We start from the raw sequence: 17,462 nt of genomic DNA, 5'->3' as shown, positions 1-17,462 counted from the left end.
GCGCTCTGGGTGCGGGTGGTCAGGACCGGTCGTGCTCGCCGATGAGCGCGTCGATCGACTCATCGGACAGCGGCTCGGCAGTCGCCGTGACGAGGCGGCGGGTGAGGGCGTTCAGCTCCGCCTCGGTGACGCCGGCGGCGGCTGCGGCGGCCAGCTCCGCCGCCAGGTCATCCACGGCGGTGCGCAGGCGGTCCAGCACCTCCTCGGGGGAGGGCCTGCCCAAGTGAGCCGCCAGCTCGGTGGGGCTCGGGTGGTCGAACACGTCGGTGACGGGCACGTCGTGGCCCAGCACGTCGGTCAGCCGCCCGCTCAGCTCGACGGCAGCCATCGAGTCGACCCCGAGCTGCTCGAACGGGTGTTCCGGGTCGAGCTCGGCTGGGTCGTCGTGCCCGAGGGTCTGCGCGATCTCGGCGACGACGAGCGCGAGCATGTCGCGTTCCGCGGGAGCGTCGACCGGCTCGGCGGCCGGCACCCCGGTGAGCACAGCGGTGGGCACGACCCGGTCCAGGAGCGGGCGCCGCCGCGCTGCGGCGAAGGCGGGCCCGAACACCGGCCACTCGATGTCGGCCACAACGAGGCAGGGTTCGGCGGCCCCGAGCGCCGCGCGCAGCTGCGTGAGCGCCGCCGCGGGAGCCAGCGGCCGCACGCCCCGGCGGGCGAGCTCGGCCTTCCCGGCGCCGTCGGCCATGCCGGGCCCGTCCCAGATTCCCCACGCGACGCTCACGGCCGCCCGGCCGTGGGCGCGGCGGGCGGCGGCGAGCGCGTCGAGGTAGGCATTCGCCGCGGAGTAGCCGCCCTGGCCACCCCCACCCCACGTCGCGGCGATCGAGGAGAACAGCACGAACGTCTCGACATCCCCGACGAGATCGTCGAGGTTCCGCGCGCCGCGCACCTTCGCCGCGGCGACGCGCTCCAGCTCCTCGACCGGCATGTCCGCGAGCGGCACCCCGACCTGGCCGAGCCCGGCGGCGTGGAACACCGCCGTCACCGGCTCGTCGAGGCTCGCGAGCGCGGCGGCGAGGTCGTCCCGGTCGGCCACGTCGCACGCACGGACCGAGACCGTCGCCGGGCCGAGCGCGGCCAGCTCAGTGACCAGCTCGGCCGCACCGGGCGCGTCGGGGCCGCCCCGGCTGAGCAGGACGACGTGGTCGGCACCCGCGCCGACCAGCCAGCGGGCGACGTGCCCGCCGATGCCGCCGGTCCCGCCGGTCAGGAGCACCGTCCCGCTCGGGACAACCGCGGAGGTCGGCCCGGTCGGCGCGGCCCGAACGAGCCTGCGCCGCAGCACCCGGCCGTCCCGGACGGCGAGCTGGTCCTCCTCACCCGCCAGCATCCCGACGGCGGCGGTCACATCAGAGGGACCCCCGACGTCGACCAGCCCGCCCCACCGCTGCGGGTGCTCCAGGCCGAACACCCGGCCGAGCCCCCAGACCATCGCGGCGTCCGGGTCCGGGGCCCCGCCGGTGACGGCGACGGCGTCGCGGGTCAGAAACCACAGCCGCGGCGCGCCCGGGACGTTCAGCACGGCCTGGGCGATCGTCAGCGCGGCGGGCGCGGTGTCCAGCACCGCGACGACGCCCGCGGCGTCCCCGTGCTCGGCGAGCACCGCCGCTGCGCGGTCGGGCGCCTCCAGCGGCACCGGAACAGCCGTGGCGCCCTGGGCGTCGAGCGCCTCGGCGGCGGCGGCGGCCCGCGGGTCGCCAGGCGCCGCCGCGACCAGCCAGCGGCCGGACACGCCGGTCCCGGGCTCCGTGTGCGACTCCCAGTCGATCGTATAGCGCCAGTCCGCGGCCGCCTCCGGTACGGCGGTGGGCGGGCTCAGCCAGTACCGCCGGCGTTGGAACGCGTACTGGGGAAGGTCGAGCAGCCGTCCGTCCACCGCCGGGCGCCAGTCGACCGGCAGCCCGCGTGCGAACGCCGTGGCGAGCGCGCGGAGCAGCCCGCCCCGCTCCGGCGGGAGGACCAGTGGCAGCGCGGCCCCGGCGCTATCGAGCACTGTCGTAATCCCCGTGGGCAGCTCCGCCGGGCCAGGGGGCGCGTCGAGCAGCCGCGTAGCCCCCGCGACGGTGCGCACGCCCACCAGGCACTCGGCGGCGAGCTGCCCGACGCCCGTGCCGACCGCAGCCTCCGGGATCACCCCGTGCGCCTGCCACACCGCGCCTAGCCCGACCAGCACGGCCCAGGCTCGCCCACGTGCGGTGAGCGCGGGCAGCGCGGCGCGGCAGCGCGCGTACGCCTCATCGAACGCGGGGGCCCCTGCCAGCTGCGCGGCGAGGGCGTCCGGGTCGGTCGGCTCGCGCAGCACCATCCCGATCCGGTGTCGCGTCCCGGCCTCCGCGCGGGTGGCCCCGGTCAGCTCGGCGAGCAGTGTGGCCCGGTCCTCGCCCACCGCGACGACCCGGTGGTCGAACGCCTCGCGGGTGGCGAGCGTGCGCGCGACGTCGTGCACCGACGCGTCGGGGTGCGCGTCCAGCCAGCCGGCCAGGGCCACCACCTGAGCGTGCAGCGCATCGGCCGAGCGGGCCGACACCGGCCACGCGACGGACCCGGTGCCCACCGGCTCCGGGGCCGGCTCGGCGGGCGGCTCCTCGACGATGACGTGCACATTCGTGCCGGAGATCCCGAACGAGGACACGGCGGCCCGCCGCAGCCGCTCGCCCGCGGGCCAGTCGATCTGGGACTGCGCCGGTTCGACCGATCCGGCCGACCAGTCGATCAGCGGCGACGGCTCCGCGCAGTGCAGCGTCCGCGGCACGACGCCGTGCCGCACCGCCAGCAGCACCTTGAGCAGGCCGACGAGTCCGGCCGCCGCCTGTGCGTGCCCGACGTTGGACTTCACCGAACCCAACACCACCGGCCGGCCGGACCGGCCGTAGGTGGCCTGCAGCGCGGCCACCTCGATCGGATCGCCCAATCGCGTCCCGGTGCCGTGGGCCTCGACGACGTCCACGTCCTCGACGCCCAGGCCGGCGTTGCGCAGGGCGGAGCGGATCACGCGCTCCTGCGCCGCGCCGCTCGGCGCCGTCAAGCCGTTGGACGCGCCGTCGGCGTTGACCGCCGACCCACGCACAACGGCGAGGACCCGACGCCCGGCCGCGCGGGCCGACGAGAGCCGCTCGACCGCGCAGACCACGACGCCCTCACCCGGCCCGAACCCGTCGGCCGTGGCGCCGAACGCCTTGCAGCGCCCGTCCGAGGCGAGCCCGCGCTGCCGGGAGAACCCGACGAACACCGCCGGGGTCGCCATCACGGCCACGCCGCCGACGAGCGCCAGGTCGCACTCCCCGCGCCGGACCGCCGCGACGGCGGTGTGCAGCGCGACCAGCGAGGACGAGCAGGCGGTGTCGATCGTCAGCGCCGGGCCGGTCAGCCCGAGGGCAAATGCCACCCGCCCGGACGCGACGCTGGGTGCTGCACCGGTCAGCGCGTACCCCTCGACCCGCGCGGCGGCCGCGGCGGCGGCGCCCGCGTAGTTCTGCGGGCTCAGTCCGACGAACACCCCGGTCTCCGTACCCCGCAGCTCCGCGGGCGGGATGCCGGCGTTCTCTAGCGCAGCCCAGGAGTGCTCCAGCAGCAGCCGCTGCTGCGGGTCCATCGCGAGCGCCTCACGCGGCGAGATCCCGAAGAAGCTCGCGTCGAACTCGGCGGCGCCCGCGAGGAACGCGCCGTGGCGAGTGTAGGAGTGCCCGGCTCGGTCCGGGTCCGGGTCGAACAGCGCCGGGTCCCACCCGCGGTCGGTGGGCAGCTCGCCCACGGAATCCGTCTCGGAGCGCAGCAGCTCCCACAGCGCGTCGGGGCTCGTCACGCCACCGGGCAGCGCGCAGCTGACCCCGACGATCACGACGGGGTCGTCGTCCGTGTGCTGTGGCCCGGGCACCGCCACGGGAGCCGCGCTCGCCCCACCCAGCTCCGTGAGCACCCGCTCCGCCAGTGCGGCAGGCGTCGGGTGGTCGAAGACGGCTGTGGCGGGCAGCCAGACGTCGGTGTCGCGGCCGATGCGGTTGCGCAGCTCGACGCCGGTCAGTGAGTCCAGGCCGAGCGCGGCGAACGTTCGGTCGTCCTCCACCGCGTCCGGGCCCACGTGGCCGAGCACGGCGGCCACGTGTGCCCGGACGGTGTCGAGGACCGTCGCGAGCTGGTCGGCGCGCGGGCGGCCGGCGATCCGGCCCGGCAGTCCGTCTGCGTCCGCTGGTGCGGCGGGCGCCGCGCCCGGGAGGTCGGCGACGAACGGTCGGTGCCGGGCGGCGGAGTACGCCGGGTGGAAGCGCTCGCGGTCGAGATCGACGACGGCGACGGCAGGCTCGTCCGGCGCTTCCAGGACGAGCGCCGCGGCCAGCTCGGGGGCCATCGGCCGCAGCCCGTGGCGTGTCATGTTGTCGAGCACGGAACCCTGGGTCGCAGCGCCGCCGCCTGCCCACGGTCCCCACGCGATCGAGGTGGCCGGGAGCCCCGCCGCACGCCGGTGGACAGCGAGCGCGTCCAGGTAGGCGTTGCCGGGCGCGTAGTTGCCCTGCCCCGGCACGCCGACGGTGGCGGAGACCGAGGAGAACAGCACGAACGCGTCGAGGTCGTGGTGTGCGGTGAGCTCGTGTAGGTGTGTGGCCCCGACGGCCTTGGCCTGTAGCGCCTGCGCGATGCGCGGCGCCGTCAGCTCGTCGACGAGGCCATCGTCGAGCGCGGCCGCGGTGTGTACGACAGCGGTGAGCTCGGCGCCGAGCTCGACCAGCAGAGCGGCGACGGCGGCGCGGTCGGCGACGTCGCAGGCACGCCGCGTCACGCGGACCCTGCCAAGCCGCGCGTCGAGCGCGGCGACCGCCTCTGCGTCTGGTAGCCGGCGGCTGACCAGCACGAGGTGTTCGGCGCCGTGCGCGGCGAGTACCTCCGCGACGTGCCCGGCGAGCGCCCCAGTCCCTCCAGTGATCAGCACGGTCCCGCGCGGCGTCCAGCGGGCGGTGGGCACGGTGCGGTGCTGCAGGCGCGGGACCAGTCGCCCGGTGTCGGTCAACGCGACCTGGTCCTCGCCGTCGGCGGCGGCCAGCGTCGCGACGAGCCGGTGGGCGGCCGAGTCCGCGGACACGTCTATGAGGCCGCCCCACAGCTCGGGCGACTCCAGGGCCAGTACCCGGCCCAGGCCCCACAGGGTGGCCTGAGCGAGGTGGCGCGCGCCGGTCGGCTCGGTGGCCCCGGTCGTGACGATCCACAACCGGCTGACGAGCCCGGCCGCGGTCAGGCCCTGCACGAGACCGGCTGTCGCGGCGAGCGCGGTTGCCGCCTCGGTCGGCGAGCCGGTGGCGGCCAGGCCGAGGAACGACACGACACCGGCCACCGGCCCGTGTTGCGCTGCGACCCGCAGCCGCTGCGCGACGGCGCTTCGGTCGGCGAGGTCGTCGAGGGCGACCGGGACGGCCGTGCCGCCCGCGTCCGCGACGGCGGCCGCGGCGGCGTCCGTCCAGGTCCGGACCGCGTCCGTCGGTTCATCCGGGGCGACCAGCAGCCAGATGCCCGTGAAAACTGTGGGCTCGGGGTCGGGACGGTGGACCCACGCCGTCCGGAAGCGCCACGCCTCCGTCGCGCGCCGCTCGGCCGCGTCCGCGTGCCAGCCCGCGAGCGCGGGCAGCGCCCGCTCGGCGATCTCGGACTCGAGCCCGAGCAGCCGCGCGAGCACCGCAGGGTCGTCCGCCTCGACGGCCGCCCAGAACGGCCCGTCCGCCGCGGGGGCGGGCGGCCGGGCCGCGGGCCAGAACCGCTCGCGCCGGAAGGGGTGGCCGGGCAGGCGCAGCAGCCGCGACCCGTCCTGGCGCCAGTCGACCGGCACCCCGAGGACGTGGGCCTCGGCCAGCGCGCGGCGGAACCGCTCGGTGCCGCCCTCGTCGCGGCGCAGCGTGCCGAGGCTCGCCTCCGCGGCCATCGCCGGGACGAGCACCGGGTGCGCGCTGCACTCGACGAACACGGTCGGCCCGCCGGCACTCACAGCCTCTACGGCGTCGTGGAACCGGACGGTCTCGCGCAGGTTCCGCACCCAGTACGTCGCGTCCAGCTCGGGACCCACGACGGCGTGATCATCCACGGTGGACCACATCGGCACCGCCGGGGCGACCGGCCGGATCCCGGCCAGCGACACGGCCAGCTCGTCCGCGAGCTCGTCGACGGAGGCGGAGTGCGCGGCGTAGTCGACCGGGACGGACCGGGTGCGCAGCCCCGCCTCGTGACAGCAGTCGCGGAACTCGTTGACCGCGGCGAGCGCGCCGGACACGACCACGGCACCCGGGCCGTTCACCGCCGCCACCGCGATGCTGTCACCGAAGCGCGCGATCAGCGGTGCCACCTCGGACAGCGGGGCGGAGACCGAGGCCATCGTCCCGGCGCCGACGATCCGGCGCAGCAGGCGGGAGCGGACGGCGACGACCGTCGCGGCGTCATTGATCGACAGCGCTCCCGCGACGCACGCCGCCGCGATCTCGCCCTGGCTGTGCCCGACCACGGCGTCCGGGCTGACGCCGTGATGCCGCCACAGCGCTGCGAGCGCCACGTGGACCGCCCACAGCGCGGGCTGCACGACATCGACCCGCTGCAGCGCGTCGGGGTCGGCCAGGACGTCGGTGAGCGACCAGTCGACGTGCGGCGCGAGCGCGGCCGCGCACTCGGCGAGAGCGGCAGCGAACACCGGCTCGAGGTCGCGCAGCTCACGGGCCATCCCGGCCCATTGCGAGCCCTGGCCGGGAAAGACGAACACGACGGCAGGGTCGGTGGCCGCCCGGCCCGTGACCACGTCCGGGTGGGCGCTGCCCGCCGCCAGCGCGGCGAGCGCGCCGGTCCGGTCCGCGCCGTCGAGGAGCACGGCCCGGTGCTCATGCTGGTCCCGGCCCTGGACGAGCGTATGTGCGACGTCCACCGCCGGGGCATCGGGGTGGGCGCGCAGCCAGTCGCCGAGCCGACCGGCCTGCGTGCGCAGCGCCACGGTGCTCCGCGCGGACACCGGCCACACGACCAGGCCTGGCTCGGCCAGGACGGCTGGCAGGGTCGGGGGCTCCTCGACGATCACGTGCGCGTTCGTGCCGGAGATGCCGAACGACGACACCCCGGCGCGGCGCGGACGCTCACCCGCCTGCCACGGCCGCTCCTCGGTGACAAGGTCCAGCGACCCCGCCTCCCAGTCCACATAGGTTGACGGTCGGTCGGCGTGCAGGGACCGCGGGACCGTCGCCTCCTGGAGGGCGAGCAGGACCTTGGCGAGCCCGGCCAGCCCGGCCGCCGCCTGCGTGTGCCCGAGGTTCGACTTGACGGAGCCGAGCAGCACCGGACGCCCGGCCTGCCCGTACGTCGCCTGGAGCGCGCCCGCCTCGATCGGGTCGCCTAACGCCGTCCCGGTGCCGTGGGCCTCCGCCACGTCCACCTCACTCGCGGCGAGGCCAGCGTCGCGCAGCGCGGCGCGGATGACGCGCTCCTGCGCCGGGCCGCTCGGGGCGGTGAGCCCGTTGGAGGCACCGTCGGAGTTCACTGCCGAGCCGCAGACGATCCCCCACACCGGACGGCGGGCGGCCCGGGCGGCCGAGAGCCGTTCCAGGACCAGCACGACGACGCCCTCGGCCGGACCGAACCCGTCGGCGTCCGCGGCGAACGCCTTGCACCGCCCGTCGGCGGCCAGGCCGCGCTGCTGTGCGTAGCCGACGAAGGTCTCCGGGCTAGCCATCACGGTGGCGCCGCCGACGAGCGCGCGGTCGCACTCGCCGCGACGGATCGCTGCGACGGCCGTGTGCAGCGCGACCAGCGACGACGAGCACGCCGTGTCGATCGTCAGCGCGGGCCCGGACAGGCCGAGCGCGAACGCCACACGGCCCGACACGACGGCCATCGAACCGCCGGTCGTCAGGTGCCCCGCCAGATCGTCGCCGTGGCGCCGGCACAGCTCGGCGTAACCGGTGTCCCAGGTGCCCATGACGACGCCGGTCGCGCTGCCGTGCAGCGTCGCGGGTGCGATCCCGGCATTCTCCAGAGCGGTCCAAGAGTGCTCCAGCAGCAGCCGCTGCTGCGGATCCATCGCCAGAGCCGCGACGGGTGCGATCCCGAAGAACTCGGCATCGAAGTCGGCGGCCCCGGTGAGGAACCCGCCGGACCGGCAGTACGTGTGGTCCGGGACGGTCCAGTCGCGATCGGTCGGGAACCCGGTGATCACGTCGGAGCCCGAGCGCAGGAGCTCCCACAGCTGCTTCGGGCCGGTCACGCCGCCGGGCAGCGCGCAGCTCAGACCGACGATCGCGACCGGGTCGGTCTCGGCATCCGCGTCCGGCGCCGCGGCGGTGTCCGCGGCGGCGGAACCGTCGTGCAGATGGGCGGCGAGCGCGGCGGGGGTCGGGTGGTCGAACAGGACGGTCGGCGGGAGCGCACGGCCCAGCGCGGTCGCGAGGGCGGTGCGCAGCTCGACGCTCGGAAGCGACCCCAGGCCGAGATCGCGGAACGTGCGGTCGGCGGGGATGTCCTCGGCACCGTCGTGGCCGAGGATCGCGGCAGTCTGCGCGAGTACGACAGCGAGCAGTTCGCGGCGCGAGCGCGGCTCCACCGGGGTCGCCGGGGTCTCGGCGACGGGCTCCGCGGGCGGCTCGGCGACCGGGACATCGGCGGGACCTGAGGCGGGCCAGTGCCGCTTGCGCTGGAACGGGTAGGTCGGGAGGGCGACCGGGCGCCGCGCCCTGCTACCGGACAGCAGGTCCAGATCGACGGGGAGCCCGTGCACGTGGGCCGTCGCCAGTGCTGTGCGGAACCCGGCGAGACCGCCTGCCTCCCGTTCGAGGGTGCCCTGCGCGACCGCGTCGCCGCCCAGCTCCGCCACTGTGTCCCGGACGGGGCCGACCAGCACCGGGTGCGGGCTGCACTCGATGAACGCGTCGAAGCCCGCGGCGACGAGTCCGCGCACGGCGTCCTGGAACCGCACGGTGCGACGCAGGTTCTCCTGCCAGTAGTGCACGTCCAGCGTCGCCGTGTCCACGAGACGGTCCAGGACCGTCGAGTAGAACCCCACCGACGACGAGCGCGGCGAGATCGGGCGCAGCGGCTCCGCGATCGCCGTGCAGACCGGCTCCACCTGCGGGCAGTGCGACGCGTAACGCAGCGGGACGATCCGCGTCCAGATGCCGTCGGCGTCGAACTCGGCGACGACCTCCGCCACCGCGGTGGCCAACCCGGTCAGCACGACCGTGAGCGGCCCGTTCACCGCGCCCACGGAGACGCGGTCGCCGTAGGCCCGTAGCCGGTCCCGGACGGTCGCGATCGGCGCGGACACGACGGCCATGCCGAGGCCAGCGTCGTCGATGGCTGAGAAGGACTGCGCCCGCCGCGCCACGACCCGGGCGCCGTCGTCGAGCGACAGTCCACCTGCGACACACGCGGCCGCGATCTCGCCCTGGCTATGCCCGAGCACGGCCACAGGCTCGACGCCGTGGCTGCGCCAGGTCCGGGCGAGCGCCACCATCATCGCCCACTGCACGGGCTGGGCCACCTCGATCCGCTCGGCGCCCTGCCCACCGCGCAGCACGTCGACGACCGACCAGTCGATGTAGGGCGCCAGCGCGGCGGCGCACGCCTCGATCGTCTCCGCGAAGCCGGGTAGCAGGTCTGGCGGGGTGTCGAGCAGTTCGCGGGCCATGCCCTGCCACAGCGCACCCTGGCCTGAGAAGATCATCGCGACGCGGCGGCCGCGGCTCGGCGCGACCCCGGTCACGAGACGTCCCGGATCCGGCGTTCCGGTCGCAAGCGAGGTGAGGCCCGCGGTCAACTCCGAGGCCGTCCGGCCGAACACAGCGGCCCGGTGTTCGAACTGCGCGCGGCCGTGCAGGAGCGTCGCCGCGACGGCATCGAGCGCGTCCTCATGCTCCGCAACGCGCGGCGCCAGGTCGGCCGCCCGCGCGGCCAGGCCCGCCGGGTCACGCGCGCTCAAGAGCCACGGCACGCCGCTGTCCGGGTCCGCGGCCGGCCGGTCCGCGACGGGAGCCCGGCCCAGCACGACGTGCGCGTTGCTCCCGCCCATCCCGAACGAGCTCACGCCCGCGACAGCCAGGTCCCGCTGCTCGGCGGCGACCTGGACCCGCAGGCCAAACCGGTCCAGCGGGATCGACTCCGGCGCCCCGGTGAAGTGCAGGCTGGGCACCAGCTCGCCATGCTCCAGCATCAGCACCGTCTTGAGCAGCCCGGCAATCCCGGCCGCGCCCTCCAGATGGCCGATGTTCGTCTTGATCGACCCGACCCGCAGCTCCGCGCCCGCGCTCCGGCCCGTCCCGAGCGCCGCCCCGAGCGCCGCGGCCTCGATCGGGTCCCCCACCGGGGTCCCGGTGCCGTGCAGCTCCACGTGCTCGACAGCATCCGGCGCGACACCAGCGTCGGCGCAGGCCGCGCGCACGACCGCCGCCTGCGCCGCGCCATCGGGGGTGGTGAGCGTGGCGGTCGGCCCGTCGTTGTTGGTCGCGCTGCCGAGGATCACCGCGCGCACGACGTCGCCGTCGGCCAGCGCCGCGACCAGAGGCTTGAGCAGCACAACCGCGCCGCCCTCGCCACGCACAAACCCGTCCGCGCCCGCGTCAAATGCCCGGCACCTGCCCTGTGGCGACAGCGCACCGAACGCCTGCGCCGCCGTGAACCCGGCGGTCGTGGTGAACAGGTTGACGCCACCGACGACGGCGAGGTCGCTCTCGCCGCGGCGCAAGCTCTGCACCGCCAGGTGCACGGCGACCAGCGACGACGCCTGCGCAGCGTCGACGGTGAGGCTGGGCCCGCGCAGCCCGAGTGCGTAGGAGACCCGGTTGGCGATCAACCCGTTCGCAAGCCCCGTGAGGGAATAGCGGCCGGCGGGCGGCGCGACCGCGCGGTAGTCGTCCCCGAGCGTGCCGACGAACACTCCGGCGCAGTCGGAGGCGAGCCGGTGCGGGTCGAGGGCGGCGTCCTCGAACGCCTCCCACGCGAGCTCCAGAACGAGCCGCTGCCGCGGGTCCATGGCGACGGCCTCGGCCGGGGAGATTCCGAAGAACCCCGCATCGAAAAGGTCGATCCGGTCGAGGAGCCCGGCAGGCCCGCTGCCGGGCCCGGCGAGGTCGGCCCGCCGCCCGGGACCCGGTGTACCAACCGCGTCGCGGCCGGTGCGCAGCAGCTCCCAGAGTTGTCCGGGATCACCGGCACCGGGCAGCCTACAGGCGATTCCGACGACTGCGACGCTATCCGTTCCGGATTCCCTGAGACCCGAATCAACCACGCGTCACACCTCCGACGTGATTCAGCTGTGCATCCTCCATCCCGGCCCCCGGCCAGGATTGCGACGACGCATCGGAATGAACTACAGGTGGCCGATAACCGACAAGCAGTGTCGACGAATCGGGAGAATCCGACCCGCGGGCGGAGGCGACGGCCTGTACGTACTCGCCGTACCCGGATTTCGCCTGCGCTCGGCCCAGCGCGGCGCACGCGGCCGCATCGATGAATCCCCGCTCCAGCGCAGTCTCCTCGAGGCAGGCGATCCGCACGCCCTGCCGGTGTTCGAGCACCTGGACGTACTGACCCGCCGCGAGCAGTGAGTCCGGTGTCCCCGTGTCGAGCCACGCGTAGCCACGGCCAAGGTCGATCAACCGTGCCTCCCCCTGGGCCAGATAGGCCCGGTTGACGTCGGTGATCTCCAACTCACCCCGGTTCGACGGCCGCAGCTGCCGGGCGATACCGACGGCCTGGTCGTCGTAGAGGTACAGCCCGGTGACGGCCAGGTTCGTGGGCGACCGCTCCGGCTTCTCGATGATGTCCACCAGTTGCCCCGAGGCGTCTACGACACCGACGCCGTAGCGTTCCGGGTCGCGAACCGGGTATCCGAAAAGGGTCGCCCCCCGCTCCCCGCCAGCAAAGTCGGCGATACATGAGCGCAGCATTGCCCCCATTCCCTGGCCGTGGAATATGTTGTCGCCGAGGATCAGTGCCACAGGGCCTTCGCCGATGTGTTCGGCGCCGATCAGCAACGCTTCTGCAATTCCGCGAGGCTCTTCCTGGGTGGCATAGGTGAACGAGACGCCCAATGGCTCGCCGTCCCCGAGCAACCGCCGGAACGCGGTCTTCTCGGACGGGGCAGTGATGATCAGGATCTCGCGGATGTCGGCCAGCATGAGAACCGATAGCGGATAGTAGATCATCGGCTTGTCGTAGATCGGCATGAGCTGCTTCGATGCTGCTCGGGTCATCGGATGGAGTCGGGTACCGGCGCCTCCGGCGAGGACGATTCCCTTCATGGCATACCCCTGTCGAACGATCAGGTCGATATCGGTTCGGAACTCACGATCGGCAGTGACCGCGCGACATGACAGGACACTGTGACCCCTCCGAGGTCGTGCGTGGCCGGAACGGTGGTCCGGCACGGCGCGACCGCGTCGGGGCAGCGTGGGTGGAAGGCGCACCCGGGCGGTGCGTCGGAGGGGGACGGTGGCTCGGCGGCGAGCAGCCGCGACGGTGGGAGCACGCGCCCGGGCTCGGGCACGGCGTCGAGCAGCGCCCGGGTGTAGGGGTGCGCGGGCGCGGCGAGGACGGACTCGGTCGGGCCGTACTCGCAGATCCGCCCGAGATAGAGCACGACGACCTCGTCGCACAGTGCGCTGACCACACCGATGTCGTGCGAGATGAAGAGCAGGGACGCCCCGCGGTCGGCGACCGCGCGGTGCAGCAGGTTCACCACACCTGCCTGGACGGACACGTCCAGGCTGGCCACGGGCTCGTCCGCGACGATCAGGTCGGGCTCGGCGAGCGCGGCCCGCGCGATCGCGACGCGTTGTGCCTGGCCGCCGCTGATCTGGTGGGGCCTGCGCACGCCGAAGAGGGCGGGATCCAGTCCGACGTCGGCGAGCGCGGCGGCGGCGCGCTCCCGCCGGACGTCCCGGGGGACGCGCGCCCACCGTAGTGGTTCGGCAACCAGGTCGATCAGCGTGCGGTGCGGGTGCAGCGACGCGACCGGGTCCTGGAAGATCATCTGAATGCCGCCGGGCCCGGGCTGGTGCCGGATCGGCTCGCCCGCGAACGTGACGCTCCCGCCGCTGGGGGCGACCAGGCCCGTCACGGCCTTGGCCAGGCTGCTCTTCCCGGAGCCCGACTCCCCGACCAGTCCCACCGTGCGTCCGGCGGGCACCGTGAACGAGACGTCCCGTACTGCGGGCACCCACCCGTTCCGGGTGCGGTAGCGCACCTGGAGTTCCTCGATGACGAGATCCGCACGCCGCCGGGTCATACCGGAACCCCCGTCGCTGCCCAGCAGCTGGTCACGTGGCCCGGGCCCGTACGCAGGACAGGCGGCCGCTCGGTCTCGCACTTGGAGAGTGCGTAGGTGCAGCGCGGTGCGAACGGGCAGCCCGCTCGGGGTCTGCGCAGGTCCGGCAGCCCGCCCGGGATCTGGGGCAACGGGGGGCGGCGCCGTTGTGAGACGCGCGGGGTTACGCCCAGCAGCGCCCGTGTGTACGGGTGCAGCGGCGCGGTGAGGACCTTCTCGGTGGGCCCGTCTTCGACAACGCGGCCCGCGTACATCACGACCACCCGGTCGGTCCGGCCGGACAGCAGACCAAGATCGTGCGTGATCAGCAGCAGCGCCATGCCTCGCTCGCGGCGCTGGGCGTCGATCAGGTCCAGCACGAGCTGCTGGACGGTCACGTCGAGCGCCGTAGTGGGCTCGTCCGCGAGCAGCAGGCGCGGGCCGGCGGCCAGGGCCGCCGCGATGCCGACCCGCTGGCGCTGCCCGCCGGACAGCTCGGCCGGATAGCTGCGGGCGCGCCGCTGCGGGTCGGGCAGCCCGACCGCGCGCAGCAGGTCGGTCACGGTGGCGCGCTGCGCGGCCCGCGTCCCGCGTTCGGCCCGTGGCACTGCTTCCAGGACCTGCCGCCCGACGCGCACGACGGGGTTCAGCGACGTCGACGGGTCCTGGAAGACCATTGCGGCGGCGCGGTTGTGCTCGGTCCCGGCGGTGACGTCCCGGCCCTCCAGCCGGATGCTCCCGCTGACGACCGGCGTGTTCGGCCCGGAGTGCGCGCCGAGCACTGCACGGGCGAGGACGGACTTGCCCGAGCCCGACTCTCCGACCAGCCCGACGCTCTCCCCCTCGACCAGCGCGAACGAGACGGATTCAAGCACGTGTACCGGGCCCGCGGGGGTGTCGAACCGCAGGCAGACGTCGTCGAGCTCCAGGAGTGGACCGGTCACCGCGTTCGTCCCCACCGCTCCCCCAGCACGTTCACCGCAAGCACTGTCGCGCAGAGCACGACGGCGGGCGCGAGGCAGATCCACGGGGCGCTGGCGATGTGTGTGTGCCCCTCGGCGATGAGGCCGCCCCACGACGCCGTGGGCGGGGCGAGCCCGAACCCGAGGAAGCTGAGCGACCCCTCGGCCACGATCGCCACCGTGACGGCGGTGAAGGAGTAGGCCGCCACCGCGGGCAGCACGCACCGCACGACCTCGCTCGCCACGATCCGCAGTGGCGGGGCGCCCATGATGCGCGCGGCATGTACGAAGTCCTGGCCCCGCACGCTGAGCGTCGCCGACCGCGCGACCCGCGCGAAGGCGGGCGCCATGAGCAGACCGATCAGCGCCCCGATCGTCACCTGTCCCGGTCCAATGAGCGTCACGACGATCATCACAGTGATCAGGCCGGGCAGCGCGAGCACGAGGTCGAGCACGATCCCGATCCCGGAGTCCACCCAGCCGGGCGAGAATCCGGCGATCACGCCGAGCCCGCCACCGATCACGAGCCCGACGGCCACCGTCAGCGCCACAACGATGATCGAGGACGCCCCGCCGGCCAGCGTGCGCGCGAAGACGTCACGGCCGGTGGCGTCGGTGCCGAACCAGTGCTCGAGGCTCGGCGGGCGCAGCGGCGCCCGGAAGTCGGCGCGCAGCGGGTCGAGCTGCGGCAGGATCTGCGCCAGCACCGCGCCGACCACCACGAACGCGAGCACGGCGAAGCACAGCACCGGGACGAGCAGGGTCCGCCTGCGGTCAGCGCGCCGGAACATGCCGCGCCCTCGGATCGATCACGCCGTACGCGATGTCGACGAGCATCCCGACCAGCACCACCGTGGCCCCGGAGAACAGCACGATCGCCTCGATGACCGGGAAGTCCCGGGCCGCGATCGCGTTGGCGGCCAGCCGCCCCATCCCGGGCACCGCGAAGATCGTCTCGACGAGTACAGAGCCGCCGAACGCGAGCCCGAGGCCCAGCCCGACGAGTGTGACTGTCGAGAACGACGACGGCCGCAGCGCGCGCGTCACGAGCAGCCGCCAGGACGACAGCCCGCGGGACCGGGCGGCGAGGATGTACGGCGTCCCGAGCGTCGCGATCAGGTCGGCGCGCAGCACCCGGGTCAGCACGGCCGCCTCGGTGAGCGCGATCGTGAGCACCGGGAGCACCAGGTGGCGCAGGTGCGCGACCGGGTCGCTCGGGTCGGCCCACCCGGTGGCCGGCAGCACCGCCGTCCCGACGGCCAGCAGCAGGATCAGCGCCAACCCGAGCACGAACGCGGGCGTCGAGATCAGCACGAAGGCGAGTACCGAGGCGATCCTGTCGAGGATCCCGCCGGGCTTCCACGCCGAGCCCATCGCCACCGGCAGTGTGATCGCCAGCGTGAGCACCTGGCTGCACAGCAGCAGTTCGAGGGTCACCGGCAACCTGCTCCCGACCTCGGTGGCGACGGGGAGGCCGGTGACCAGGGACGTCCCCAGGTCACCGCCGAGGGCGCTGCCGAGCCAGTGCGCGAACCGTTCGGGAGGCGAGGCGTCCAGGTCGAGCGCAGCAGTGAAGGCAGCGAGCTGCTCGGGGGTCGCATCGGTTCCGAGCACCGCGATCGCGGGATCGCCCTGGAGCAGCAGCGGCAGTGCCATGGTCAGCATGCCGAGCAGCACCAGGACGACCAGGCCGCGCACGACCTTCGGCAGGACTGTTGTCATTGCGCCGTCGTCCAGAGCTGCCCGGGCGGAAGCGAGATGACGTTGCGGTCGTGGAGATCGGGCATGCCGCCGATGGAGGTGTCGGCCACGAAGCCGGCCGGGCTCTCGGTGAAGAACAGCACCGGCACGTCATCGACGATCTTCTGTGCGGCGTCGGCGTAGAGCCGCTTGCGCTCGTCCTGGTCGGCGGTGCCGCGGCCCTGCGCGATCAGTGCCCCGACCTCGGGGTTCATATAGCCGCCGAAGTTCCCGCTCGCCTCGGGCTCGAAGATCCCCATGACGGCGTCGGAGTCGGCGTAGGCGCTCGTGACGAACTCGATCGCCGCGAAGTCCCCGGCGTACAGCTTCGTTCCCCATGTCGCGGTGTCGACGACGTCGATCGTCATCGTGATGCCGACGTCGGCCAGCATCTGCTGGATCGCGGTGGCCCGCTGCATTGACTGCGGCCGCGAGTCGGTCGTGTAGGCGAACGAGATCGGCTGGCCGACCTCGGCGAGCAGCCCCCGCGCACGGTCCGGGTCGAAGGCCGGGTACTGCGTGCCCGAGGCATACGGCGAGCGGGACAGGATCGGCCCGTTCGCGACGACGCCCTGCCCCTGATCGACGACGGCCAGCAGCGCCTCGCGGTCGATGGCGGCCTGCACCGCCTGCCGGACGCGGACGTCGTCGAACGGCGCGACCTGCGCGTTGAGGAAGGCGGTGGTCGTCGAGGCGTTGGCGGTGGCCACGGTGCGGCCCTCGCTCTGGGCCTGCGCGATGAGGTTCGGGGTGTCCACCCAGGCCAGATCGACGGTGCCGGAGGCGAGGCTCTGGTAGCGGGAGTCGGGGTCGGGCAGGAACTGGAAGACGACCGTGTCGGCGTGCGGCGCGGGGCCCTGGTAGTTGCTGCTGCGGGTGACCGTGAGCGAGGAGCCCGCCGCAGCCGCCTCGAACCGGTACGGCCCGGCGCCCAGCGGGCTGCCATCGGTCGCCTCAGCCGTCGTGCTCGCGATCATGCCGAGCTGGCGGGTGAAGTAGCGTGGGAAGCCGGCGTTCGGCTCGGCGAGCGTGAACGTCACGGTCCTCGGGTCCACGACGGCCATGTCGCTGATCTCGGCGGCGAGCGCGGCGCACTGGCACTCCGCCGCCGGGTCGCCGAGCCGCCTCACGTGGTCGACGACGGCCTGCGCGGTGACCGGCGAGCCGTCGGAAAACGTCCGGCCCTCCTGCAGGACGAGGGTCCAGGTACGCAGGTCGTCGCTGGTCAGTGACTCGCCGAGGCCGGGCTCCAGCGCGCCGGCCGGGCCGTCGGTGAACAGCGGCTCGTACACGGCATTGGCGACGACGAGCGTCGCCTGGCCGGCGATCTGGTTCGCGATCGGGTCGAGCGCCGAGATCTCGGAGTCGATACCGATCGTGATCGTGCCGCCGGGCTGCGGCTCCGAGGACGGACCGGAGCTGGTGGGGGTGACGCCGGGGGAACCACAGGCAGCCAGCGCGGCGACCGCGATCAGGCTCGGGATGAGGCGACGAAGCATCGAAGG

7 protein-coding genes are annotated in these 17,462 nt (G+C 74.3%); all 7 read right to left on the bottom strand.

The annotated features are described in order from the left end of the window. Window positions 1-19: 19 nt before the first annotated feature. The 7 genes from ABD160_RS12725 to ABD160_RS12695 are packed head-to-tail and all read right to left on the bottom strand — an operon-like array spanning window position 20 to window position 17,456. On the bottom strand, window positions 20-11,236 hold the full coding sequence (locus ABD160_RS12725) for a type I polyketide synthase (RefSeq protein WP_344021858.1): 11,217 nt from the start codon (window positions 11,234-11,236) through the stop codon (window positions 20-22). Beyond that, window positions 11,229-12,251: a glucose-1-phosphate thymidylyltransferase RfbA gene (rfbA, locus tag ABD160_RS12720; protein ID WP_344021856.1), complete on the bottom strand. Its 1,023-nt coding sequence runs from the start codon at window positions 12,249-12,251 to the stop codon at window positions 11,229-11,231. The genes ABD160_RS12725 and rfbA overlap by 8 nt, the downstream gene beginning before the upstream one ends. Window positions 12,252-12,271: 20 nt before the next feature. Continuing rightward, window positions 12,272-13,237 carry an ABC transporter ATP-binding protein gene (locus ABD160_RS12715; RefSeq protein WP_344021854.1) on the bottom strand — a complete coding sequence of 322 codons (966 nt, stop codon included), beginning with the start codon at window positions 13,235-13,237 and terminating at the stop codon, window positions 12,272-12,274. Next, on the bottom strand, window positions 13,234-14,199 hold the full coding sequence (locus ABD160_RS12710; RefSeq protein WP_344021852.1) for an ABC transporter ATP-binding protein: 966 nt from the start codon (window positions 14,197-14,199) through the stop codon (window positions 13,234-13,236). The genes ABD160_RS12715 and ABD160_RS12710 overlap by 4 nt, the downstream gene beginning before the upstream one ends. Further along, window positions 14,196-15,008, bottom strand: coding sequence for an ABC transporter permease (locus ABD160_RS12705; protein ID WP_344021850.1), 813 nt, complete (start codon window positions 15,006-15,008; stop codon window positions 14,196-14,198). The genes ABD160_RS12710 and ABD160_RS12705 overlap by 4 nt, the downstream gene beginning before the upstream one ends. Then, window positions 14,992-15,939, bottom strand: coding sequence for an ABC transporter permease (locus ABD160_RS12700; protein WP_344021848.1), 948 nt, complete (start codon window positions 15,937-15,939; stop codon window positions 14,992-14,994). Before ABD160_RS12700 ends, ABD160_RS12705 begins: the two co-directional genes overlap by 17 nt. Further along, complete coding sequence (locus ABD160_RS12695; protein WP_344021846.1) at window positions 15,936-17,456, bottom strand: ABC transporter substrate-binding protein; 1,521 nt, start codon at window positions 17,454-17,456, stop codon at window positions 15,936-15,938. Before ABD160_RS12695 ends, ABD160_RS12700 begins: the two co-directional genes overlap by 4 nt. Window positions 17,457-17,462 lie beyond the last annotated feature (6 nt).

The sequence above is a fragment of the Pseudonocardia kongjuensis genome, from assembly GCF_039526905.1.
Taxonomy (GTDB): domain Bacteria; phylum Actinomycetota; class Actinomycetes; order Mycobacteriales; family Pseudonocardiaceae; genus Pseudonocardia; species Pseudonocardia kongjuensis.
This window is presented reverse-complemented; position numbering and strand designations above follow the sequence as displayed.

What these genes read in the sequence shown, in the direction of transcription:
- rfbA (WP_344021856.1), bottom strand. Translation starts at nt 12,251, where the DNA reads ATGAAGGGAATCGTCCTCGCCGGAGGCGCCGGTACCCGACTCCATCCG.
- ABD160_RS12715 (WP_344021854.1), bottom strand. Translation starts at nt 13,237, where the DNA reads ATGACCCGGCGGCGTGCGGATCTCGTCATCGAGGAACTCCAGGTGCGC.
- ABD160_RS12705 (WP_344021850.1), bottom strand. Translation starts at nt 15,008, where the DNA reads ATGTTCCGGCGCGCTGACCGCAGGCGGACCCTGCTCGTCCCGGTGCTG.
- ABD160_RS12700 (WP_344021848.1), bottom strand. Translation starts at nt 15,939, where the DNA reads ATGACAACAGTCCTGCCGAAGGTCGTGCGCGGCCTGGTCGTCCTGGTG.
- ABD160_RS12695 (WP_344021846.1), bottom strand. Translation starts at nt 17,456, where the DNA reads ATGCTTCGTCGCCTCATCCCGAGCCTGATCGCGGTCGCCGCGCTGGCT.